At 50.1% G+C, this 22387-nt stretch carries 21 protein-coding genes; 19 read left to right on the top strand and 2 right to left on the bottom strand.

The genetic code is table 11. The features are described from left to right. Position 1: 1 nt before the first annotated feature. From ACUN8H_RS01500 to ACUN8H_RS01415, 18 genes are all read left to right on the top strand, one after another. Positions 2-982, top strand: coding sequence for an NAD-dependent 4,6-dehydratase LegB (locus ACUN8H_RS01500; protein ID WP_445530428.1), 981 nt, complete (start codon positions 2-4; stop codon positions 980-982). Between the two features lie 7 nt (positions 983-989). Continuing rightward, entirely contained in the window at positions 990-2153 is a 1164-nt protein-coding gene (locus ACUN8H_RS01495) for a LegC family aminotransferase (protein ID WP_445530427.1), read from the top strand. Then, the gene (gene neuC / locus ACUN8H_RS01490) at positions 2153-3319 is read left to right on the top strand and encodes a UDP-N-acetylglucosamine 2-epimerase (protein WP_445530426.1); all 1167 of its coding nucleotides are present in this window, start codon (positions 2153-2155) and stop codon (positions 3317-3319) included. Before ACUN8H_RS01495 ends, neuC begins: the two co-directional genes overlap by 1 nt. Then, a complete protein-coding gene (gene neuB / locus ACUN8H_RS01485; RefSeq protein WP_445531068.1) occupies positions 3319-4392 on the top strand; it encodes an N-acetylneuraminate synthase in 1074 nt (357 codons plus the stop codon). The genes neuC and neuB overlap by 1 nt, the downstream gene beginning before the upstream one ends. Next, entirely contained in the window at positions 4389-5057 is a 669-nt protein-coding gene (locus tag ACUN8H_RS01480; protein ID WP_445530425.1) for an acetyltransferase, read from the top strand. Before neuB ends, ACUN8H_RS01480 begins: the two co-directional genes overlap by 4 nt. Further along, positions 5054-6109, top strand: a complete 1056-nt coding sequence (locus ACUN8H_RS01475) for a nucleotidyltransferase family protein (RefSeq protein ID WP_445530424.1) — start codon at positions 5054-5056, stop codon at positions 6107-6109. The genes ACUN8H_RS01480 and ACUN8H_RS01475 overlap by 4 nt, the downstream gene beginning before the upstream one ends. Next, positions 6106-6825: an acylneuraminate cytidylyltransferase family protein gene (locus ACUN8H_RS01470; protein WP_445530423.1), complete on the top strand. Its 720-nt coding sequence runs from the start codon at positions 6106-6108 to the stop codon at positions 6823-6825. The genes ACUN8H_RS01475 and ACUN8H_RS01470 overlap by 4 nt, the downstream gene beginning before the upstream one ends. Positions 6826-6830: 5 nt before the next feature. Then, on the top strand, positions 6831-7793 hold the full coding sequence (locus ACUN8H_RS01465; protein WP_445530422.1) for a polysialyltransferase family glycosyltransferase: 963 nt from the start codon (positions 6831-6833) through the stop codon (positions 7791-7793). Positions 7794-7985: 192 nt separating this feature from the next. After that, the gene (locus tag ACUN8H_RS01460; RefSeq protein ID WP_445530421.1) at positions 7986-9419 is read left to right on the top strand and encodes an O-antigen ligase family protein; all 1434 of its coding nucleotides are present in this window, start codon (positions 7986-7988) and stop codon (positions 9417-9419) included. Then, a complete protein-coding gene (locus ACUN8H_RS01455) occupies positions 9412-10533 on the top strand; it encodes a DUF1972 domain-containing protein (RefSeq protein WP_445530420.1) in 1122 nt (373 codons plus the stop codon). The genes ACUN8H_RS01460 and ACUN8H_RS01455 overlap by 8 nt, the downstream gene beginning before the upstream one ends. Before the next feature lie 7 nt (positions 10534-10540). Continuing rightward, positions 10541-11635 (top strand): dTDP-glucose 4,6-dehydratase, encoded by a 1095-nt coding sequence (gene rfbB / locus ACUN8H_RS01450; RefSeq protein ID WP_445530419.1) that lies wholly within the window; start codon positions 10541-10543, stop codon positions 11633-11635. Between the two features lie 20 nt (positions 11636-11655). Then, the gene (gene rfbA, locus ACUN8H_RS01445; protein WP_445530418.1) at positions 11656-12534 is read left to right on the top strand and encodes a glucose-1-phosphate thymidylyltransferase RfbA; all 879 of its coding nucleotides are present in this window, start codon (positions 11656-11658) and stop codon (positions 12532-12534) included. Continuing rightward, on the top strand, positions 12531-13073 hold the full coding sequence (rfbC, locus tag ACUN8H_RS01440) for a dTDP-4-dehydrorhamnose 3,5-epimerase (protein WP_445530417.1): 543 nt from the start codon (positions 12531-12533) through the stop codon (positions 13071-13073). The genes rfbA and rfbC overlap by 4 nt, the downstream gene beginning before the upstream one ends. A 2-nt stretch (positions 13074-13075) precedes the next feature. Further along, positions 13076-13966 (top strand): dTDP-4-dehydrorhamnose reductase, encoded by an 891-nt coding sequence (gene rfbD / locus ACUN8H_RS01435; RefSeq protein WP_445530416.1) that lies wholly within the window; start codon positions 13076-13078, stop codon positions 13964-13966. A 75-nt stretch (positions 13967-14041) separates the two neighbouring features. Further along, positions 14042-15424, top strand: coding sequence for an undecaprenyl-phosphate glucose phosphotransferase (locus ACUN8H_RS01430; protein ID WP_445530415.1), 1383 nt, complete (start codon positions 14042-14044; stop codon positions 15422-15424). Positions 15425-15573: 149 nt separating this feature from the next. Continuing rightward, positions 15574-16827, top strand: coding sequence for an O-antigen ligase family protein (locus ACUN8H_RS01425; protein ID WP_445530414.1), 1254 nt, complete (start codon positions 15574-15576; stop codon positions 16825-16827). A 282-nt stretch (positions 16828-17109) separates the two neighbouring features. Continuing rightward, positions 17110-17793, top strand: coding sequence for a hypothetical protein (locus ACUN8H_RS01420; protein WP_445530413.1), 684 nt, complete (start codon positions 17110-17112; stop codon positions 17791-17793). Positions 17794-17975: 182 nt separating this feature from the next. Beyond that, a complete protein-coding gene (locus tag ACUN8H_RS01415; protein ID WP_445530412.1) occupies positions 17976-19427 on the top strand; it encodes an MBL fold metallo-hydrolase RNA specificity domain-containing protein in 1452 nt (483 codons plus the stop codon). Between the two features lie 77 nt (positions 19428-19504). Here the strand turns inward: ACUN8H_RS01415 and ACUN8H_RS01410 are convergent, their stop codons facing one another. Beyond that, on the bottom strand, positions 19505-20086 hold the full coding sequence (locus ACUN8H_RS01410; protein ID WP_445530411.1) for a FlgO family outer membrane protein: 582 nt from the start codon (positions 20084-20086) through the stop codon (positions 19505-19507). A gap of 4 nt (positions 20087-20090) precedes the next feature. Continuing rightward, entirely contained in the window at positions 20091-20828 is a 738-nt protein-coding gene (locus tag ACUN8H_RS01405; RefSeq protein WP_445530410.1) for a hypothetical protein, read from the bottom strand. Between the two features lie 284 nt (positions 20829-21112). Between ACUN8H_RS01405 and ACUN8H_RS01400 the strand changes: the two genes are divergently transcribed. After that, the gene (locus ACUN8H_RS01400; protein WP_445530409.1) at positions 21113-22111 is read left to right on the top strand and encodes an OmpA family protein; all 999 of its coding nucleotides are present in this window, start codon (positions 21113-21115) and stop codon (positions 22109-22111) included. Positions 22112-22387: the final 276 nt, after the last annotated feature.

The following is a 22387-nucleotide window of genomic DNA, read 5'->3' as shown; positions in this document are numbered from 1 at the left end:
AATGATGAAAGTACTGGTTACGGGCGCTGATGGCTTTATCGGCTCCCATCTGACCGAGCTGTTGGTTCGTGAAGGTTATCAGGTTAAAGCCTTGGCCCAATACAACTCCTTTAATAACTGGGGGTGGCTTGAGGATATCGACTGCCTAAACCAAGTAGAAGTGCTAAATGGCGATGTGCGTGATCCACATTACTGCAAACATATTATGAAAGATGTAGATGTCATCTTCCATTTGGCTGCGCTAATTGCTATCCCGTACTCTTATGTTGCACCTGATAGCTATGTGGATACCAATATCAAAGGTACGCTTAATATCTGTCAGGCGGCACTTGAGAATAATGTGAAACGCGTGATTCACACTTCGACAAGTGAGGTATATGGCACAGCCCAGTATGTGCCGATTGACGAGGATCATCCTCTGCAGCCACAGTCACCTTACAGCGCCTCGAAGATCGCTGCGGATGCCATGGCGATGAGTTTTTACAATGCTTTCGGTTTGCCGGTGACTGTGGCGCGACCTTTTAATACTTATGGTCCCCGACAGTCGGCTAGGGCGGTGATTCCCACCATCATTAGCCAGATTGCTAGCGGCATGAAGCAGATCAAACTCGGAGATGTTTCGCCAACCCGTGATTTTAATTATGTAGAAGATACTTGCCGAGGTTTTTTGGCGTTGGCCAACTGCGATGCCGCTGTAGGCCAGACGGTCAATATTGCCTCTAACTACGAAATCTCGGTGGGTGACACTCTCAGCATGATCCGTGAATTGATGGGCAGCGATGTAGAATTCGTGACTGATGAGCAGCGTCTGCGCCCAGGTAAGTCCGAGGTCTTTCGCTTATGGGGTGATAATACGCGAATCCATAAATTGACCGGATTTGCTCCGCAGTATGATATTCGTGCTGGCCTACAAGAAACAATCAGCTGGTTCACCCAGCCTCACCATTTGGCCAAATACAAGGCCGATCTCTACAACGTGTGAGACTTTTATGCCCGTCGTTGAACAGCTTGTCGAATTCGTCCGTGATCACTATCGCACTACGGACTTCGTCCCATTACATGCACCGGTCTTTCGTGGTAACGAAAAGGCTTATGTGGTCGAAACCATCGACTCTACCTTTGTTTCCAGCGTAGGGGCCTTTGTAGACCGTTTTGAGAAGGATATGGCTGCCTACACGGGTAGCTCACGGGCGGTTGCCACCGTTAACGGAACGGCAGCGCTTCACGTTGCGCTTCGTCTAGTGGGAGTAGGACAGGGTGATTATGTGATCACCCAGCCATTGACTTTCGTGGCCACCTGTAATGCCATTGCCTACTGCGGGGCAGAGCCGATTTTCATCGACGTGGATCGCCACACATTGGGCTTATCGCCCACTGCGCTGGAGGCTTGGCTGTCAGAGCATGCTAATCGTGACGACGCTGGGCAGTGTCGCCGACGTGAAGATAACCGCGTCATACGCGCCTGCCTACCGATGCATACGTTTGGCCATCCAGTAGATATTGATGGCTTACTGCGTGTATGCCATGACTGGGGGATTTCCATGGTAGAGGATGCTGCTGAATCGTTAGGAAGCACCTACCGTGGCCAGCATACGGGGACCTTCGGTGATATAGGTACTCTTAGCTTCAACGGCAATAAAATAATAACCACCGGCGGCGGCGGTATGATCCTTTGCGATGAAGAGGCAGGCAAGCGTGCCAAACACCTCACTACGACCGCTAAGCGACCGCACACTTACGAATATGTGCATGATGAGCTGGCCTATAATTATCGTCTACCCAACCTTAATGCAGCCCTCGGCTGTGCTCAGCTAGAACAATTGGACGCCTACATTGCCGATAAGCGCCAGCTTGCGGCCAATTACGCTGCTTGCCTGGACGGCAGCGAATTTACCTTTTTCACTGAGCCGGAGGGATGCCGCAGCAACTACTGGCTCAATGCGGTGATTTGTTCGGACCTGTCTCAGCGCGACCAACTGCTAAAGGTGACCAATGAGCAGGGCATTATGACGCGACCGATCTGGCAACTAATGAATCGATTGCCGATGTATAGCAATGCTCCTAGCGGCGAATTACCTAACGCCTTATGGCTGGAAGCTCGTGTGGTAAACCTGCCTAGCAGCATACGTACTGACCATGCTGGAGAGGCTTGATGCGACGTATTGCGGTGTTTACTGGTACGCGGGCAGACTATGGCTTGCTGTACTGGCTAATGAAGGATATTCAAGCCCACTCCGAGCTTGAGCTGCAAGTATTGGTTGGAGCGATGCATCTCTCCCCAGAATTTGGAAATACCTGGCAGACTGTGGTTGATGACGGCTTCATCATTGACGCCAAGATCGAAATGTTGCTTTCCTCGGATAGTCGAGTGGGTATCGCCAAGTCGATGGGAGTGGGGATGATCGGCGTCGCCGATGCTTTGGAACGTTTGGCCCCCGATGCTTTGGTAGTGCTTGGCGATCGTTTTGAAGCCCTGGTCTTGGCCCAGGCGGCCTTGGTGATGAATATTCCCATTGTCCATTTACACGGCGGGGAAGTGACCGAGGGCGCCTATGATGACGCCATCCGGCATGCTATTACCAAGATGGCTAGCTTACACTGCGTTGCGGCACCAGCTTACCGTCAAAGAGTGATTCAGATGGGTGAGGCACCGGAGCGGGTGCTGAACGTCGGCGCCCTAGGGCTTGATCATCTCACTCGATCACCGCTCATTAGTCGAGAGAACCTCGCCGAAAGTCTAGACTTTTCACTGGATTCACCGTACCTGCTGGTAACCTATCATCCCGTGACAGTGGCTGATGAGCCACCGGTCAAAAGTTTCCAATCGCTGCTGGACGTACTTGACTACTGGCCCAACCATAAAGTCATTCTTACCTATCCCAATGCGGACAACGGCGGACGTGCGATTATCCCCCTCCTTGAAGCTTACGCTGCCCGGCAACCTGATCGGGTGCTGGCGATTCCCTCGCTAGGGTTCAAGCGTTATCTATCGGCTGTGGCCGGTGCAGAGGCTGTGATTGGCAACTCCTCCAGTGGTTTGATTGAAGTGCCCAGCTTCGGTGTGCCGACAATCAACATTGGGCAGCGTCAGGAAGGGCGCTTGGCCGCTGATTCGGTGCTGCACTGTGCCGCCGAAGTTGACGCGATGAATGCTAGCCTTCGCGAGGCACTCAGCCCTTTGTTTAGAGAAAAGTGTCGACATACTCGCAACCCCTATGGCCAAGGCAACGCCTCCCAGCAGATTGTCGATGCATTGATCACACAGCCCCTTGATACTCTAAAGTCCTTCCACGACCTGCCAAGGAGCGACGCGCCGTGATGACCACACAAGCCACTTACATTATCGCCGAAGCCGGGGTTAATCATAACGGCGATCGTCAGCGCGCCTTCGCGCTGGTTGATGCTGCCGCTGACGCGGGTGCCGATGCCGTCAAGTTTCAAACATTTAATGCCAAACGACTGGCCGCGTTGACTGCCCCCAAAGCAGCCTATCAGCAACAGACGACCGAGGCCGATCAAAGTCAGCTTGAAATGCTTGAAGCGCTGGAACTGCCGCTCGAGTGGCATGCCCCTCTTCAAGCGCATGCGCATCAACGTGGAATCGAGTTCCTATCCACCGCTTTTGATACACAAAGCCTAGGATTCCTCGAAACCCTAGATCTGCCATTTTATAAAGTACCTTCAGGTGAGCTTACAAACGGCCCCCTGCTGTGGGCCTTCGCTCGTACCGGTAAACCGTTGGTCATTTCCACCGGCATGGCCACGCTTTCTGAGGTCGAACAGGGTTTGGCGGTGGTTTGCCATGCATTGACTCATGAGCGCCCCCCTGGTTCGCTTAAAGAGGTATGGCAGTGCTGGAGCGAACCTGAGGCACGTGCCACTCTAGTAGGAAAAGTGAGCCTACTTCACTGCACTTCGCAATACCCTACGCCGATGCATGAGGTCAATCTTAAAGCCATGGACTTGTTGGCCGAGGTTTTCCAACTGCAGGTGGGCTATTCCGACCATACTCAAGGAACGCTGATTCCGGTGGCTGCAGTGGCACGTGGCGCTACGATTATTGAAAAACACTTCACTCTTGATCGCCAACTGCCCGGCCCTGATCATAAATCATCCCTAGAGCCGGACGAACTTTCCTGCATGGTGCGGGATATACGCGCCATTGCTGAAGCCCTCGGCGATAGACAGAAAGCGCCCCAAGCGAGTGAGTGGGATACCCGTCAGGCTGCTCGGCAGAACCTTGTTGCCGCAACATCTATCCGCGAGGGTGAGCTTTTTACTAAAGACAATGTCACCACGGCTCGTGCGGGCCATGGTGATTTGGCCATGGCCTACTGGGACCGCCTCGGGCAGGTAGCCGCAAGAGACTTTCAAGCCGGGGATGCGTTATGAAGCAGGCGCCGGTTATTCTGCTCGGCGCTGGCGGGCATGCTAAGGTCGTGCTCGATCTACTCCAAATCCTTAATCGACAGGTTTTAGGCGTTTGTGATCCTGGGCTTGCCGATAAAGGTATTCAACAATGGCGAGGTGTGCCAGTACTGGGAAACGATACTGCGATTGAGCAGTATCACCCTCATAGAATTGAGCTTGCCAATGGTATTGGTAGCCTGCCCGGAAACTCTTTGCGCCGCCGCCTCCACGATCAGTACACTCGTCAAGGGTATTGCTTTACCACCCTGATTCACCCCAGCGCGGTGCTCGGATCCGGTGTCAAGCTGGGGCAGGGTGTACAAGTCATGGCAGGAGTCATCGTGCAGGCCGATACCCAACTTGGTGATAGCGTCATTCTTAATACTGGGGCTCGCATCGATCATGACGGTCGTATTGGCCACCATGTACACATTGCCCCGGGTGCGGTGCTATCCGGGGATGCTTGGGTGGCTAATGAATGCCATATCGGTCCTGGGGCAGTGATTATTCAGGGCGTCAAGCTTGGTCAGGGCGCTGTCGTCGGGGCTGGCACCACGGTGCTTTCCGAACTTCCGGCTCATTATCAGCTGACAGGCCAGCCACCCAGGCCCCCTGTCGATCTTAATATGGGGAGTAAGACTTCATGAAACATTGGGAAGCCGCCGTAGTGGCACCGGGAACCTCGCTGGAGCAAGCTATCCAGGTTCTGGATAAAGCTGCTCTGCGGATTGTCTTGGTGATTGATGCTGAAGGCCAATTGCTTGGTACCTTAACTGATGGTGATGTCAGAAGAGCGTTAATTCGCCACCAGTCTCTTGTCGTAGCAGTCGAGGAGGTAATGAATCCGCGTCCGCATACGGCCACCCGTGAGTGGAGCAAGGAGCGTATGCTCTCCACGATGGAAGAGCGGCAACTGCTGCAGTTACCGATTCTTGACGTTCAGGGACGGGTCATCGGCCTCGAAAGCCTTCATGACCTGCTAAACAAGCCTCGTTATGATAATCCCGTTTTCCTGATGGCGGGCGGATTCGGGAAGCGCCTGAGACCGTTAACCAATGACTGTCCTAAACCCATGCTCAAAGTGGGTGACAAGCCTATTCTGGAACTCATCCTAAACAATTTTATACAGGCGGGATTCCATCGTTTTTTCATCTCTACCCATTATATGCCCGAGCTAATACGCAGTTACTTTGGGGATGGTCGCCAGTGGGGAGTCAGTATCCGTTACATTCACGAAGAAGAGCCGCTGGGTACCGGTGGTGCCTTGGGCCTCTTGCCCCATGACGAAATCGATAAACCGATGTTCATGATGAATGGCGATCTTTTGACCTCATTGAACGTGTTGAGTCTGCTGGATTTTCACCGGGAGCATCCCGGCAGCGCCACTATGTGCGTGCGTGAATATGACTATCAGGTGCCTTACGGGGTCATCGAAAGCGAAGGACATTGCATACGCTCGATAGTCGAAAAGCCCACACAGCGTTTCTTTATCAATGCTGGCATCTATTTGTTGGAGCCAGCGCTTGTTCGCAGTGTGGCGCCTGGTACTCGTGTTGATATGCCAACCCTGCTCGAGAGCGAGATAGCAGACAATAGAGCGGTAAATATGTTTCCCATCCATGAATACTGGCTGGATATCGGTCGTATGGATGATTTTGACCGTGCCCAAACGGAAGTGGGAGGCATGACCAAAGGATGACAAAAGTATTTAAAACAGTCGATATCGTGGCTATTGTCCCGGCGCGAGGTGGCAGTAAACGATTACCTCGTAAAAATGTACTACCGCTTGCAGGTAAGCCACTTATCCAATGGACATTAGATGCAGCCAAGGAGTCTGGTGTAATCGAACTCATCGTCGTCACTTCTGACGATGAGGAAGTGCTGACTATCGCAGAGCAGCATCAGGTCATGGCCATTCGCCGCCCCGATGACTTATCCAGTGATACGGCGACGAGTGTCGATGCTGTACTTCACGCTCTCGATGCGTTGGCAGAACAAGGTATAGTGGCCAAGCGTGTCATGCTTCTTCAACCAACCTCACCGCTTCGCCGAGCTGAAGATATCCGCGACGCAGTAAAAAGAATGGATGATTGCGGGGTGGCAAGTGTGGTTTCTGTCTGTGAAATGGATCATTCACCGTTGTGGTCAAATACATTACCAGAAAATGGTAGTATGGATGATTTTATAAGGCCAGAAATTGTAGGTAAAAGAAGTCAAGATCTTCCTCAATACTATAGATTGAATGGTGCAGTTTACTTAGTCGCCACTAATAAGTTTCGCCAAAAAGAATCTTTTTTTGTTTCGCCCTGCAGTTCTTTATTAATGGAAAAAAGATTTTCGCAAGATATAGACGACAAGAGAGATTTTTTGTTCACAGAATTCTTATTAAGCTCAATAGTTTCAGATTTGGGGTAGTAAGTTTGAAAAAATATTTGTTGGTTTTTTCCTATACTAAATATCATGAAGATTTGCTTTCAAGGGTTAATTTACAAGAGGAGTATCCAGAGTTTAATATAATTAACTTTAAGTCTGAGCTGAATAATGGAAAAATAGTAAGTGCTATTAGTAAAGTCATGATGGTATTGAAATTTTTTATAATGCGCGTTTTTTTGTTTTCAGATAAAAAAAGCGTATCCATCTTGCTTCCTCATCCTGAACAGCTCCTTTCAAATTATTTCTTTTATTCTGATAGAGTTTCAGCCATATCTTTATATGAAGATGGGCTATTGAACTATATAGATGTTCGTTTGAGCGGCGGTTTTAAAAAAAGGTCTGAGAAAAGGAAGTTGATAGGGTTGTGTCTTTTATATAAATTTAGATCTATTGAAGGGCATTTGTCTGGTTGCCAAGAAAGGCCAATCTCTCGAGGATATTTTCAACACCCAGAAATGCTTTATCTTCCGGAAAGGTTTAATAAAGTAATAAAAATTGATGCAGATCATAAAAGCTTGTTAAATATTGACTACAGCATCGCGCTATTTGTAGATCAGAACGTAGAGGCATTATATGGTGAAGTTGAGGGAGGTAGGTTAAGGGAAGAGTTGTATAAGTTCCTTAAAAATTATAAAAAAGTATTCGTAAAGCTACATCACGATTACGTAGCGGGAAATTTTTCAACAACTAACATGCCTGATAATTTTGAGCTTCTCCCTGCTGAAACTCAGAAAGGAGTAGCTGAAAATATAGTCGAGAACTTAAATGTGGGAGTTGTCTGTGGATTTACTAGTACGGCTTTGATTAACATTGCATGTAGGTATACAGATACTAGATGTTATTGCTGTGTTTCAGATTCGCACATGGTTCTTTCTAACTTAGGAGAGGAGAAAATGTCCGACTTTTTAGGAAGGTTTAATATTGAGGGAGTGGGTAAAATTTCGAATTAATATATCTGAGTTAAGAGGGTGAGTGTTGTTGTAAGTTGGATATGATAATTGCTTTATGTCTTGGTTAATTAAATCTAGTGTTTAATGCTTGTGGCTTTTAAAGCAAAGGTTTTCATTTGTTGAGAGTTGTATCTAGATTTCTCATTTCAGTGGCTATGTAGTTAAAAGAAAATCAGCGAGGGTTAATGTATAATGAATGACAACGTGGAGGAAAGATACAGCTTCGAATTCCTTAATATAGCAATCTCAGTTTTTATTTTTACATGTGTTTTAGGTTTTTTTGTTTATCTTTTTATTAGTGGTGCTGGTGATCTTGCTGCGAGTCAAAATGGGGGTATTGGATTAATAGAAATTGGTTCTTTATTGTTTTTTTTCTGTCTTTTGATGCTTTCGTTTATCTCAGAAAGATTTTTTTGGTTTATCCTTCCTTTTTCTGTTTTTTCTATTCCCAATGCAGTGAATGCTTTTTTTCCATCCATAAGAATGGGGGAAGCATACATTAATCCATTTTTTTCTTTATTCACCCATATTGATATTTTTTTGTTATGCGGACTTGTGAGATTTGCGTCTTTTTTTAAAAGAGTACAGCACGATCTTTTGGTTATTTTTGCAGTTTTTTGTGCTTATTTTATTACTTTTTATTTAAGTTTAGGTGGTGAAGAATACTTGGTGTCGTTAATGGGAGGTTTTCAGCTACGGTATTTCATTTTATTGACTGCACTTTTTCTTTTTGCTAATCCGCTTAATTATCAGCGTAATTTTTTGCTTGGACTAGTTTTTGGTTGTGTGGTGACGACAGTAGAAGCTTTCGTATTTAGCTATATCAATGCAGTGCCTGACAGGCTAGCAAGCGGTAATTTTGGCGTTAACTATTTAGGGCATCTGATGGCAGCTGCGTCTATAGTTGCTATATTTTTTTTAAAAGAAACAAAAGGTTTGGCTAGAATTGCTTGGTTCGTAATTGTTTTGCTTTTCTTGTGTGTGATGATAATGTCTGGCACTAGATCTTCGGTTTTGTTTTTTATAATAGCAAGTAGCGTATTTCTATTTTTTGATAAATTTAGCAAAGGCCTTTTATTTGTTGCTGCATTAATGACTGCCGGGGCTCTCATTTTTTTTTATATGTACAGCAGTTTTGGAATATCATTAAGCATAGGTGTTGCAGATATAGTTTCAGGGAATGAGGATGCTAACTTATATCGTACTGCTGAAACTTCCTCTCTGATTACACGTCTTTTTACTTGGTATAAAACTTACTATATGTATTTAGACTATTATTTGTTAGGCGCTGGCCCAGGGATGTGGAGTTATTTGAAGCTAGACTATGGTATTCCATATGTCGGTCTGTTAGATCCACATAATGACATTCTTCATTACGCTGTTTCGTATGGTGTGTTTGGCCTATTTTTTTACTTAACTGTTTACTTTAAACCAATTTTTCAGTATTTAAAAAATGAAAAATATAAAGTTAAAGTTAATTTGCTATATTTTAGTTTGTTGATATTTTTCTTCATGGCGAGCTTTGTAAATGCTTTAACTTGGAAACATCAGTTTGCAATGTTGGTTTTTTGGTTTTCCCTAACACTTACTTGTTCAATTAGAAAAAGTGTAAATTCAAATGTATGATTATAAAATTTCTATTCTGGGAATTAGAGGTTTACCAGCTAAGCATGGCGGATTTGAAACCTTTGCTGAAAAACTTTCTCTCTATCTTGTAGAAAGGGGGTGGGACATTACCGTTTACTGCCAAGAACAAGGCAGTGGCGATGTTTACGAAACTGAATGGCAAGGGGTTACACGCATCCACATTCCTGTTAGTCGGGAAGGAGCTGCCGGTACTATAATCTTTGATTGGAAAGCCACGTGCCATGCTTTAAAGCAGCAAGGACTATTCCTCACACTAGGCTACAACACCGCTTGCTTCAACCTAATGCAACGTTTGAATGGACAGACCAATGTCATCAATATGGATGGCATTGAATGGCGGCGGGACAAGTGGGGGCTGGTGGCCAAAACCTGGTTCTGGCTAAACGAACGGGCGGGTTGCTGGATAGGTAATCATTTGGTCGCCGATCACCCTAAGATTAAGGATCATCTGGCGACACGCGTAAGGGCTGAAAAAGTGACAATGATCCCCTATGGAGGGGATGAGGTGTTGTCAGCGGATGCCGCTTTGCTAGAGCCTTATGCATTGTCACCCAACGATTATTCAGTGATCATTGCTCGGCCTGAGCCTGAAAACTCCTTTCTTGAAATGGTGCGTTCTTTTAGCTGTAAGGTGCGTCATCACAAACTGGTTGTACTGGGAAATTTCACCCCACAAGGTAATGCCTTTCATAGAGCGGTAATGGATGCAGCTTCGGAAGAAGTAATTTTTCCAGGCGCGATTTATGAAGCCCCTGTTGTTCAAGCACTGCGGTTTTATGCACGATTTTATCTACACGGTCATCGCGTAGGGGGCACCAACCCGTCACTAGTGGAAGCGTTGGGCGCGGGTTGTGCCGTGATCGCCCACGATAACCACTTTAATCGCTGGGTGGCGGGTGAGGGCGCAGCTTATTTCGAGAATGAAGCGGCCTGTGAAGGCCTATTCGATCAACTGCTAAATGATACATCCAGGCAACTAGCTATGAAGGAGGCCAGCAAAGCGCGCTTTCATGAACGTTTTACTTGGCCGCAAGTATTGCAGGAGTACGAGCAACTCTTGCAGGATTGGTATCCATCAACATTGAACAAGTAGGGGCTCTATGAGAATTCTCTTGAGCGGCGGTGCCGGTTTTATTGGGTCGGCTGTACTACGTCATTTGATACAGCACACTCAGGCTGAAGTGGCCAATGTCGATAAACTCACCTATGCCGGCAATCTGGAGTCCTTGGCCTCAGTCAGTGATTCGCCTCGCTACCATTTTTATCAGGTTGATATCTGTGACTCAGCGGCGCTTGATCAAGTGTTTGCTGCCTTCAAACCTACCCATGTAATGCACCTGGCCGCAGAGAGCCATGTGGACCGCTCGATTGATGGTCCTGCGGACTTTATCGAAACTAATATTGTTGGTACTTATTCGTTGCTGGAAGCAGCCCGCCGTTACTGGGCATCATTAGATGATGATGGACGTTCAGCGTTTCGTTTTCATCACATCTCTACCGATGAGGTTTACGGTGATCTGGAAGGAACGGATGATCTGTTTACCGAAACCACTCCCTATGCACCCAGTTCACCCTATTCAGCCTCGAAAGCCAGTTCTGATCACTTGGTTCGTGCCTGGCATCGCACTTATGGTCTGCCCACACTGATCACCAACTGCTCCAACAACTATGGCCCTTTCCATTTTCCTGAAAAATTGATTCCGCACATGATCCTCAACGCCCTAGCGGGTAAACCGCTACCGGTGTATGGCGATGGTGCCCAGATACGCGATTGGCTGTTTGTTGAAGACCATGCCCGTGCGCTGGTCAAGGTGGCAAACGAAGGGCAGGTGGGTGAGACCTACAACATCGGTGGTCACAATGAGAAAAAGAACATCAATGTTGTCAGAACCCTCTGTGCTCTGCTGGAAGAGTTAGCATCCGCTGAAAAGCCTGCGGGTGTGGAACGTTATGAAGACTTAATTACCTTCGTGAAAGACCGCCCTGGCCATGATGTGCGTTATGCCATTGATGCCGGTAAAATCCAGCGTGAGCTGGGTTGGGTGCCACAGGAATCCTTTGAATCTGGTATCCGTAAAACGGTGCAGTGGTACCTGGACAATCCTGCATGGTGGCAACGAGTATTGAGTGGGGATTACCGTTTGGGGCGTTTGGGTAAAAGCAGCGTACCTGCGCAGAACGATCAAAATCCATGAGATTTCAGTGAAGGTGTTTTATGAAAGGGATTATTTTGGCCGGTGGTTCCGGCACGCGTCTTCATCCGATTACTAAAGGCGTTTCCAAGCAGCTGCTGCCCATCTACGATAAGCCGATGGTCTACTATCCGCTCTCTGTATTGATGCTGACAGGGATTCGTGAGGTCTTGCTCATCTCGACACCCGAGGATTTGCCTAATTTTCGCAAGTTGTTGGGTGACGGTTCTGATTTCGGTATCGCACTAAGCTACGCGGAACAGCCTTCTCCAGACGGGCTAGCGCAGGCGTTCATTATTGGAGAAGAGTTTATCGGGAACGACTCTGTTTGCCTTGTGCTGGGTGATAACATTTTTCATGGTCAGCACTTCTCCGATCAGTTGAAACGGGCTGCAACTATGGAAAGCGGTGCGACTGTCTTCGGCTACTGGGTGACTGACCCTGAACGCTTCGGCGTGGTGGAGTTCGATGATCAAGGCACTGCGGTTTCCATAGAAGAGAAGCCGACGCAGCCGAAATCCTCCTATGCAGTGACTGGATTGTACTTCTACGATAACGACGTGATCGAAATTGCCAAGGCAGTGACTCCCTCCGAGCGCGGTGAGCTGGAAATTACCAGCGTGAACAATGCCTACCTTGAGCGTGGTGATTTGCGCGTAGAGCGCTTAGGCCGTGGTTTTGCTTGGTTGGATACCGGCACCCACGATAGCCTGCTGGAGGCCTCGCAGTATGTGCAGACCATTGAGCATCGCCAGGGGCTAAAAGTTGCCTGTTTGGAAGAAATTGCTTGGCGGCAAGGGTGGCTATCAGCTCAGCAGCTTTCCCGGCAAGCCAAAGCGTTGAGCAAGACAGGCTATGGCCAATATCTCCAGCGGCTATTGGCTACGGAGGCAGCACAGTGAAAATTACTGAAACTGTCTTGCCTGGTGTGCTAATCATTGAGCCCACGGTGTTCGGCGATCACCGCGGATTCTTCCTTGAAACCTTTCAGACCGAGCGCTATCGCGAGGTAGGTATCGGCCTGCCATTCGTGCAGGATAACCACTCCCGTTCCCAGCGCGGTGTACTTCGCGGCCTGCACCTTCAGCGTAGTCGTCCCCAGGGCAAGCTGGTTAGCGTTAGCCGTGGGGCTGTGTATGATGTAGCCGTCGATATCGACCCTGCATCTCCGACCTGTGGGCAGTATGTAGGCGTAGAGCTCAGCGACGAAAATCACTGCCAGCTATGGATTCCGCCGGGCTATGCCCATGGGTTTTGTGTGTTAAGTGATGAGGCGGACTTTCAGTACAAGTGTACTGATTTTTATTATCCTGACGATGAGACTGGGCTTTTATGGAACGACCCTGACGTTTCCATTCCTTGGCCGATCGCGGCGCCTAAGTTATCCGAAAAAGACCAGAAGTTACCGACGCTGCGCCACTTGCTGAACGGGGAAGGATAACCATGCATGTGCTGGTAACAGGGGCAACGGGGCAGGTAGGTTATGAACTCCTGCGGCTGGTGCCCGAAGGCTTTACGGTAACAGGGTTCGGATCAGCCGAGCTCGATATTACTGATAAGTCAGCCGTTGAAGAGGCCGTTGATCGTGAGACGCCTGCGCTGATTATCAATGCAGCGGCATACACGGCTGTCGATAAGGCCGAGGCCGAGCCGGAGCTTGCATATGCCGTTAACCAAGATGGAGTGGCGAACCTCGCAACGGTGGCAGCGCAGCGTAAAATTCCTTTGCTGCATATCTCTACTGACTACGTATTTGCCGGTGATGCCGAGACAGCATACTGCGAGGAAGATACACCCGCGCCCAGCGGCGTGTACGGAGCCAGCAAATTGGCGGGAGAGAAGGTGCTGGCAGAGACCTGCGCTAACCACCTCATCATGCGAACTAGCTGGGTATTTGGTGTTCATGGCAACAATTTTGTCAAGACGATGCTGCGGCTGGGTCGGGAACGTGAGAAGTTGTCTATTGTGTCCGATCAGCATGGTTGCCCCACCTCTGCCGCTAGTATCGCCCGGGCCTTATGGGCGCTAGTAGAGCAGTACTATGATAAGGGTGCCCTGCAGTGGGGGCTCTATCACTATGCGGGCTTGCCTTCGTGCACGTGGCATGAATTCGCTAAAAGCATCTTTGCTATTGCCCATGAGCTGGGTTTGTTGGAGCGACACCCCCTATTGAATGCCATTGGTACTGCTGACTTTCCTACCCCAGCGAAGCGCCCTGCTTGGTCGGTGTTAGACTCTAGCCGACTGAAGCGGGTACATGGCATTCAGCCAGCGGATTGGCAACTTGAGCTGCGTGATGTACTCAAAGAGTTACACTCACGAAGTAATAATTGATCATTTCAACCTGTATCAATGTATCTCGCTACATGAATAGTAATATCTCAATTAGAGCAAATAACGGATTTAACCATGTCAGGAAAGACTAAGGGGCTAACAGAGCGGTATCCGGCCCAGTTAATAGTACCAGTAGTCGATTTGCTCGCTGTTATATCTGGAAGCTTACTTTCACACTGGTGGCGGTTCGGTCATTTTCATTTACATGAGCGCTACGTTCTTGCTGTCGCCATTATTTCGCTACTCATTTTGATGCTAAATGGCCTGCTGGGTGCTTATGCGCGTTGGCGGGTTACTCGTATATCTACCTTGATCGCTAGGCTGTGCGTCGTTTGGCTAATTGTCGGTATTATGGCCACCTCCATCATCTACTTTGCCCACGCTGCTAATCGTTATTCCAGGCTTTGGGTCGGTGTTTCACTTCTTTTGTCTTTTATCATGGCGGGTGGAGCCAGGGTATCAGTGCAGCTTGTGCTTCGACAGGCGCGCTTGAAGGGTAGGGCGCGTCGCTCGGTGTTCCTGGTTGGCCCTGCTCATCATCTAATCAATGTGGCCCGCGGTATGCGGGCTTCTCCAGGCGAGGGCTATTCCATTGCTGGTGTGGAGCGACTATCGCAATCACCTGATGATGCGTGTCTTGAACGTTTATCTCGTCGGGTGGCTGCTTCTGATGCTCGTGAAGTATGGATTTGTGTGCCCCTGGAAATGGGCAGTATTGTGCGTTCATTATTTTTTGCACTGCGTAACCAAACGGCAGAAGTCCGTTTTATCCCCGAATTCAGGGATATGCATTTGCTTAACCATCGAATGAGCGAAGTCGCAGGACATTACGCTATTGATCTTAGTGTGACCCCTATGAACGGTATGGCGCAGGTGGTCAAGCGGTTGGAAGACATACTCGTTGGAGGGCTTATAAGCCTGCTAATTTTGCCCGTATGTGTTGGCATTGCTATTGCTATAAAAATTACTTCTCCAGGACCTGTGCTGTTCAAGCAGTATCGCACAGGGGCTAATGGCAGAGAGTTTAAGGTCTATAAGTTTCGTTCCATGGAAGTGCACCAGGAAGATAGCGGTACAGTCACTCAAGCCACGCAAGGAGACCCACGAGTGACAAAGCTGGGTGCTTTCCTCCGCCGCACATCGCTGGATGAATTGCCACAATTCTATAACGTTCTCCAGGGGCGAATGTCCATTGTCGGCCCTCGCCCACATGCCTTAGCGCACAATGAGCACTATAAAGAGTTGGTGGAATCTTACATGCGGCGCCATAAAGTTAAGCCAGGCATTACCGGCTGGGCCCAGGTCAATGGTTTACGTGGTGAAACCGATACGTTAGAGAAGATGGAGCGACGAGTAGAGTATGACCTTTGGTATATCGATAATTGGTCGTTGTGGTTGGATTTACGCATCATTGGGCTGACAGTCTTTAAGGGGTTTGTAAATCCCAACGCCTATTGATGCCCCCAACTGGGGAGTATTGCTTGAGCTGCCGGATAAAGCTTACTAGCGATGGCATAAGCCTTCAAATTAAAATCTTTGTGCTAGAGTGGTCGGCCTTTGCGCCGACCTTTTTTGTTTTTACACCTTATTTAGTTGACGGATCAGCAATGCCCAGCCTACCCACTGCCTCTTCCTTTCACCTTCCGGTGGTAATGCGTGCTTATACCAGCCTGGCGGTATTTCTACTGGGCGCTATCGCATTGATCGTGCCGAGTGGGTATTCACTAGGGGCGGTCATGCTGCTGCAGGGCAGTGCTCTCTTACTATTTACCCAACCTGTGCTTGGGTTGAAGCGCCAGGATTATCTGGTGATGGCGGCGTTAATGGCTTACGCCTTCATTGGCATGCTGGCCGCGTGGTGGGATGGCCAAGGCACCCGTGGGTTCGATGAGCCCATACGTTTTTTATTGGCCGTGCCCGCCATGCTGTTAGTAATGGCTTACCCACCCCGTTTGGGTTGGCTGTGGAGCGGTTTGGTCCTTGGGGCTATCGGGGCAGGAGGCTGGGCTAGCTGGCAGAAGCTGGTTGAGGGAGCCTGGCGTGCTTCCGGGTATACCAGCATTATTCAATTCGGCAACTTGAGCATGCTGCTAGGGATCCTCTGTTTGGCTGGGTTAGGTTGGGCAATGGTGCGACCGCACCGAACGGGCTGGGTCGCTTTGCTATTGGTAGGGGCCGTGGCAGGCATGCTCGGCTCACTGTTTTCAGGTAGCCGAGGCGGCTGGATTGGCTTGCCCTTCGTACTGCTGGTGCTTTATCGGGGCTATGGTCACCAATTGCCGAGCCACTTGAACATAAGCGCGCTGCTAGCAGTGGTGCTCGGTGGGCTAATGGTCTATTTCCTGCCACAAACCGGCGTTCAGCTACGGGTGCAAGAGGCTTTTAATGATGTGGCGCTCTACGTATCGGGGGAAACCTCTGCGACTTCCCTTGGGGCGCGTTTTGAGATGTGGAAGGGTGCCTATCACTTGATAGTCGAAAAGCCGCTTTTTGGGTGGGGCGAAAATGGCTATCAGACAGGCATCCAAGTGCTGGCGAATAATGGGGTGATCGATCCGATCGCGACCCATTATAGCCATGCCCATAACGAGTTCATCGATGCTTTTGCCAAGCGTGGCGTGGTGGGCTTAGCGGCGTTGTTAGCCCTTTATCTCGTTCCAATGCGGCTTTTTGCACGGCACATTGCTGCCACCAACCTTGAATTGCGCTCGCTTGCGGTGGCGGGCGTGCTCCTTCCCGTGGCTTTTATCGATTTCGGTTTTTCGCAGGCATTCTTAACCCATAACAGTGGGGTAATGATGTACGCCTTTTTGCTTGCGGTGCTGTGGGGCTGTTTCTCGGTACGCGCCAGGCAATATTGATCAACTTCATAACGGCTGCTTGCTATAGGCAGTGCAAGCGCAGCGTCATCAGTGCCTTTAAAGCTACTTAATTACAGTGTCAACGTAGGTTGTACTGGATTAGGAATCTCAGTAGTCTCAGATGGCGGGATTAGCAATTTTCTACACATGTTTGATGCATGATTAAGTAGAATTTGTTGGTTCGGACTCATGCCTGGGGCGGCGCATCAGTCGCAGGAAACGCTGTATGGTGAGGTCTCCGTACAAGAACAGCCGAATAAATTTCAAGGGATAATGAAAACGATGCTAAATACGAAAAATACACTCGCATTGGCCGTAAGCGCTGTCACGTTGACGATGCTCGCGGGGACTAGCTTCGCGTACGAAAAAAAGGTTTCCGTTTCCGCTATTGCGGGTACCACGGGTTTTGGCGCCGATGCCTCTTGGCGTTTCCATGAAAACCTAGCGGTAACAGCACGTTATACCGATGGTTTGGATTACGATACTGACTTTGATGAAGATGATGTGAACTACGACGCTGACTTTGAAATGAAAGCGTCTAGCGTCAAATTGGATTATTTTCCGCTTGGCGGCAGCTTCTTTTTATCGGCAGGCATCATGATGCCGGATATCGAAGCGAACGTGGTCGGCACTCCGGATAACGACACCACTTACGAATTCAATGATCGTACTTATACTGCCGCTGAGATCGGTTCGGTCGTGGGGACTGCGACCGTTTCGGATGGCACTCAGCCGTATGTAGGGCTTGGATGGCGCAGCTCTCACCAGAGCGGGTTCTCGTTCTTCTCTGAGTTCGGCGTTGTGGCTACCAATGTGGATGTGTCTTTGAGTACTAGCCGTAACTTTGAAGCGCTCAACCCGCAGTTACGCGATGACATTCGTGCTGAAGAGCAAAGCCTCGAAGACGATATCGATAAGTTCCCACTTTTCCCGGTAGCGGTGCTGGGTGTTACCTATACCTTTTAAGCGCTGAGCCTGATTTTTAGTTGCCGATACAAGCGCTTGTAAACCCGCCATCACCCAAGAGGTGTTGCGGGTTTTTGCTAATTAAATATTGCCTTCCATGCTCTCTTATTGCATCGTCACATTGTTATTAGTTTTATTTAATTAAGCTAGTGGCCTTATAGACGCCACTTGGAGAGCTGATGATGGCAACACATTCCTTATCGAATTTCCTATCTACTATCGTTCACCACGGTGGTGCCAGCGGCGTTACCGGTAGTTGTCATCAACTCTTCAGCCATAGTGAGTCTTCACTGTTAATCGATTGCGGTCTGTTTCAAGGCGAAGACGCCCAGCAGGATAGCTTCGATCAGCTCTCAATTGATTTTGATATTTCGACGGTTAAAGCGCTGGTGATTACCCATGTGCATATCGACCACGTGGGGCGGCTGCCTTATCTCCTGGCGGCGGGGTTTGCCGGCCCCATCATCTGCTCAAAACCTTCGGCGAAGCTATTACCGTTAGTGATTGAAGATGCGCTGAAAATAGGTTTTACCCGTGACTCGCGTTTGATTGAGCAGTTTTTAGAACGGGTCGAGCAGCAGCTAGTGCCGATCAATTATGCGAAGTGGCACACCGTCGAGGATGCTTCTTCTTTAAGTATGAAGATAAAACTGCAGCGGGCGGGTCACATTCTGGGGTCGAGTTATGTTGAGGTGGCGTTAGCTGATCCTCGTTCAAAGCGTCGTGAGTGTGTCGTGTTCTCCGGTGATTTGGGGGCGGCCAATTCGCCTTTACTGCCTGCGCCGAAAGCGCCTTCCCAGGCGGATGTGTTGGTGCTGGAATCGACCTATGGCGATCGCCTGCACGAAGGGCGTAATGAAAGAGCGGCACTGCTGAAAAAGGCGATCGAGCAGGCGTTGGTGAATAAGGGCACGGTGATTATTCCTGCCTTCAGTATTGGGCGCACCCAAGAACTGCTTTATGAGTTAGAGGGCATTATTCATTGGGCGGGCAATGATGCGCTCTGGCAGTCGCTGGAAATCATCGTCGATTCGCCGTTGGCGGCGCGTTTTACCCGGGTTTACCGCGATTTAAAACCTTTCTGGGACGCTGAAGCGCAGACGCGCTTAAAGGCGGGGCGGCACCCGCTCAACTTCGATGCGCTGTATACCGTCGATAGCCATGAAACCCATGAGCAAACAGTTAGCTATTTAGCCGAAAGCGGCCGACCTGCGGTGGTGATTGCGGCCAGCGGGATGTGCGCAGGTGGGCGGGTCGTTAATTACTTGAAAGCCATGCTGGGTGATCCGCGCCACCAGGTGTTGTTTGTGGGTTACCAGGGAGCAGGAACGCCGGGGCGTGATATACAGCGTTACGGGCCCCAGGGCGGTTGGGTGATGTTGGACGGCGAGCGTTATGATATTCGCGCAGGGGTGACCACCATTAGCGGTTACTCTGCCCATGCTGACCAACGCGATTTACTCAATTTCGTCAAGCGCATGCGCCACTGGCCGCGGGAGATTCGCCTCGTACATGGTGATGCAGAGGCGAAACTAGTACTTAAAGCGAAGATAGAAGCCTTGGCAGCTAAACGGCATCGCACTGTGAGAGTGGTGTTGCCTGAGAATGCCGCGTCGCTCAGCTCCTCGCAATGACATGAAATAAGGGCGCCTCGCAATTACATGTGGGCTGTCACGGCGAACGCTGCGCTTTATGTCATTGCGATTGGTGCTTACCAGCCCCCTTGGCCTTCTAATAAACTGCGGGTGTTGTTATTTAACGGTAGGCGGAAATCGGCACTGCCGAGCACCATGGCGTCGCCTGCGCGTACCACACGGGCACTCACATAGATGTAGTCCTGGCCTTGTGCGTAGGTGCCCATCAGGATAGAGCGGGCGTTATGCTGGGCACTGAGGCGCTGCACTTGGCGTGAGAGAATCAACTCGCCCACGCTCTCTTCGATAAACATGCTGTCGCGCATTTTGACTTCACGCACTTGCATGCCCTGGCGCGAGAGTGCCGATGCCATGATTTCAGAGCTAATTCGGCCAAGCGTGGAGGACTGGCTCAAGTTGTCGATGCTGACGAACGTGGCGGCAATCATGGGGCTATAGCGCGTCAGGTCCGGGTTGCTGGCAATCATCTGTTCGGCGGCGGCGTGCACCAGCTCAGAAAGGTCGGGTTCCGGTTCGGCGGGGGGGTTGTTAGCATTGCCCATTGCGCTGCAGCCCGCCAGAAAAAGCAGTGCAATGCTCATGGCCGCCATACGGCTGATAGAATAAGCGCGCTGCGCCTTTAAAAGTGTGATCAGCATGACATTACCACGTATCAGTAAGGGGAACGGTGGGAGTGGTAGGCGCCTGGGGCACGCGATGTGGGGCATATTGACGACGGTCGCCCGCATTAATGTAGTAAATGTTGGATGATGAGTAGAGAATTCGTTCGCCATCAATAATTTGCGTCGTCACGATAATTTCTTCATTGCCGGTGTTGGTCCAACTGCCGCTGGTGACGTCGGCGAGCATGCCCGCTGGGATGAGCCCCAAGGCGGGTTCGCTCCACTGATTAAACGGGATGGTTGCCACGGCGATACCCGCGGTTAGCGCGGTGAAAGCGCCTATCGGGGGGCGGATAAAATCGCGATCCCGGTGCTCGACGACTTCGACATCGATGGTAATGTTGGCGCTGTTGGTCGTCGGCACAGTGGTGAGGTTAGCTCCGCGAGAGACCAGTTCACTGGTAAGTAGTGTGCGAAAGCCCCGTTCAAACTCGCCACCGCTATAGGTGCGGAGTTCACCATGGTCAGCTTCGCTGATGTGTAAGTCGCGATTGCGAACACGTTCGCGCTGCAAAATGCTGGTCGCTTCGTGACGCGCCAGCACATCCCAGTGGTGGGCTGCCTGCATGCGCTGCTGTTCGGTATAGGGGTAGGTGACGGCAACGGGCGCTTGTGAGGTATTCGCATAAAAGCAGCCGCTAAGCATTAGCGTTGCCAGCCCCAAACCAACAGGGCGTATGAAATAGGGTAAACGACTTAATGAGGGACGGGTGCGCACCTGCGGGTTCCTTTTTCGCTACAAAACGGCTTTTGATAGACTGTTGGTCATGCTTAGTTCGTCGTGCTTAGTTCGTGATGGTTAGTTTGCCATGGCTAATTCAATGTAACTGTTTTGAAATAGCTAACTCAGTGAGCCTAATTCGAAATACTTAATGTGAAGTACCCGGTTCAGAGTACTTGATTCAAGGTGCTGATTTTAAAGTGCCTAGCGCGGCGCACTTGATTAGATCTACCTAGCTACATCGGCCAAGAGGTTCAAAACTTGAATGAGCGAACATACTAATGCTTGAAGATCACCGCTGCGGCCCGCGCCACGATTCGCTGATGTCGGCTTATCAGGAAAGCGATAGCAATAGCGGTTGGATGATTAGCTATCTCGATATTATGACCTTGTTGGTGGCGCTTTTCGTGGTCATCATCGCGGCCGCCGAAGCGACCGGCCCTGAGTGGTTAGCCGGCGATACCATTGAAGAGGCGATTAACCCACCGGTCCCCACGCTTGGAATCCCTTTGCCAGAGGCGTTAGCGCAAGCCATGCCTGACCGCGCGAGCCTTCCCATCTGGCGTGGTGTAGGGCTGAGCCCCATGGCGGTGAGTGCTTCGCTGGGTGTGGCCGGCTTGCCGCCGCTTTCTGAGCGGCTCCGGCGCGTTAGTTACGGTGTTCCACCGCTCTTGGCCGCACCGCCCCCGGCGCCCGCCATTACATTGCCCAAACTGTTGATGCCAGCCGGTAGCGATGATTTTTCGTCACCCTTGGCGGATTACATGGTGGTATTGACCGATCGGCCGCCGGTGAACGTGCAACCGGTTAGCGATGAATCGGTGTCGGGGGCCTTGGCCTTGAACCAGGCGCTGTCTCAGCGCGTTGAAGAGTCTACCTATCTACCCGACTTGGAAGGTGTCGAGGTGTCACGAGTGGATGAGGGGATTAGTTTGCGTGTGCAGGATCAACTGCTATTTCCTTCCGCTACGGCTGAGTTGACCGACGATGGGTCATCGCTAGTGGGTAGCTTGCTGGAGACGATACAGCGCTACGATGGCGAGGTATGGGTGGAAGGCCACTCTGATAGCCAAACGATCAATACTGAAGAATTCTCTTCCAACTGGGCCCTCTCGAGTGCACGGGCCATTGCCATTGTGGAGGCGCTCGAAGCGTCGGGCGTCGATGCAGAGCGCCTGCGCGCGGTTGGCTTGGCGGCCACTAGGCCACTGGAAAGTAACGCCACGGCAGAAGGGCGTGCGCGTAACCGTCGGGTTGAAGTCGTTATTCATGTGGAGTAGAGCTCTGACTTCCCATGTCATTGCGAGGAGCGCAGCGACGCGGCAATCTCTGCCCGCGGTGTATCCCACTTTTCCAGCATAAAAAAAACCGCCGGGGGAGGCGGGTAGAAAGGGCTTGGCTCACTGCAGCCCACTGGCGTCAGGTGAGGGGTGTACAGGACAACCAGTGGGTACAAGATAAGTATAGCTATTTATGCGCCGCTGCCAAGTCTTGTGTTAGTTTTTTTTCGTTTACCGACGCAAAAAGTGCACTAAAGTGCCTCATGCGCCTTTTTG

It is taken from the genome of Vreelandella sp. V005 (assembly GCF_052645115.1).
Note: the sequence above shows the minus strand (reverse complement) of the source record. Positions and strands in the feature narration are given on the sequence as shown.

Bases quoted from the DNA above. Each gene is read 5' to 3' on its own strand.
- ACUN8H_RS01500 (WP_445530428.1), top strand. From the start codon at position 2: ATGATGAAAGTACTGGTTACGGGCGCTGATGGCTTTATCGGCTCCCAT.
- ACUN8H_RS01495 (WP_445530427.1), top strand. From the start codon at position 990: ATGCCCGTCGTTGAACAGCTTGTCGAATTCGTCCGTGATCACTATCGC.
- neuC (WP_445530426.1), top strand. From the start codon at position 2,153: ATGCGACGTATTGCGGTGTTTACTGGTACGCGGGCAGACTATGGCTTG.
- neuB (WP_445531068.1), top strand. From the start codon at position 3,319: ATGACCACACAAGCCACTTACATTATCGCCGAAGCCGGGGTTAATCAT.
- ACUN8H_RS01480 (WP_445530425.1), top strand. From the start codon at position 4,389: ATGAAGCAGGCGCCGGTTATTCTGCTCGGCGCTGGCGGGCATGCTAAG.
- ACUN8H_RS01475 (WP_445530424.1), top strand. From the start codon at position 5,054: ATGAAACATTGGGAAGCCGCCGTAGTGGCACCGGGAACCTCGCTGGAG.
- ACUN8H_RS01470 (WP_445530423.1), top strand. From the start codon at position 6,106: ATGACAAAAGTATTTAAAACAGTCGATATCGTGGCTATTGTCCCGGCG.
- ACUN8H_RS01460 (WP_445530421.1), top strand. From the start codon at position 7,986: ATGAATGACAACGTGGAGGAAAGATACAGCTTCGAATTCCTTAATATA.
- ACUN8H_RS01455 (WP_445530420.1), top strand. From the start codon at position 9,412: ATGTATGATTATAAAATTTCTATTCTGGGAATTAGAGGTTTACCAGCT.
- rfbB (WP_445530419.1), top strand. From the start codon at position 10,541: ATGAGAATTCTCTTGAGCGGCGGTGCCGGTTTTATTGGGTCGGCTGTA.
- rfbA (WP_445530418.1), top strand. From the start codon at position 11,656: ATGAAAGGGATTATTTTGGCCGGTGGTTCCGGCACGCGTCTTCATCCG.
- rfbD (WP_445530416.1), top strand. From the start codon at position 13,076: ATGCATGTGCTGGTAACAGGGGCAACGGGGCAGGTAGGTTATGAACTC.
- ACUN8H_RS01430 (WP_445530415.1), top strand. From the start codon at position 14,042: ATGTCAGGAAAGACTAAGGGGCTAACAGAGCGGTATCCGGCCCAGTTA.
- ACUN8H_RS01425 (WP_445530414.1), top strand. From the start codon at position 15,574: ATGCCCAGCCTACCCACTGCCTCTTCCTTTCACCTTCCGGTGGTAATG.
- ACUN8H_RS01420 (WP_445530413.1), top strand. From the start codon at position 17,110: ATGCTAAATACGAAAAATACACTCGCATTGGCCGTAAGCGCTGTCACG.
- ACUN8H_RS01415 (WP_445530412.1), top strand. From the start codon at position 17,976: ATGGCAACACATTCCTTATCGAATTTCCTATCTACTATCGTTCACCAC.
- ACUN8H_RS01410 (WP_445530411.1), bottom strand. From the start codon at position 20,086: ATGCTGATCACACTTTTAAAGGCGCAGCGCGCTTATTCTATCAGCCGT.
- ACUN8H_RS01400 (WP_445530409.1), top strand. From the start codon at position 21,113: ATGCTTGAAGATCACCGCTGCGGCCCGCGCCACGATTCGCTGATGTCG.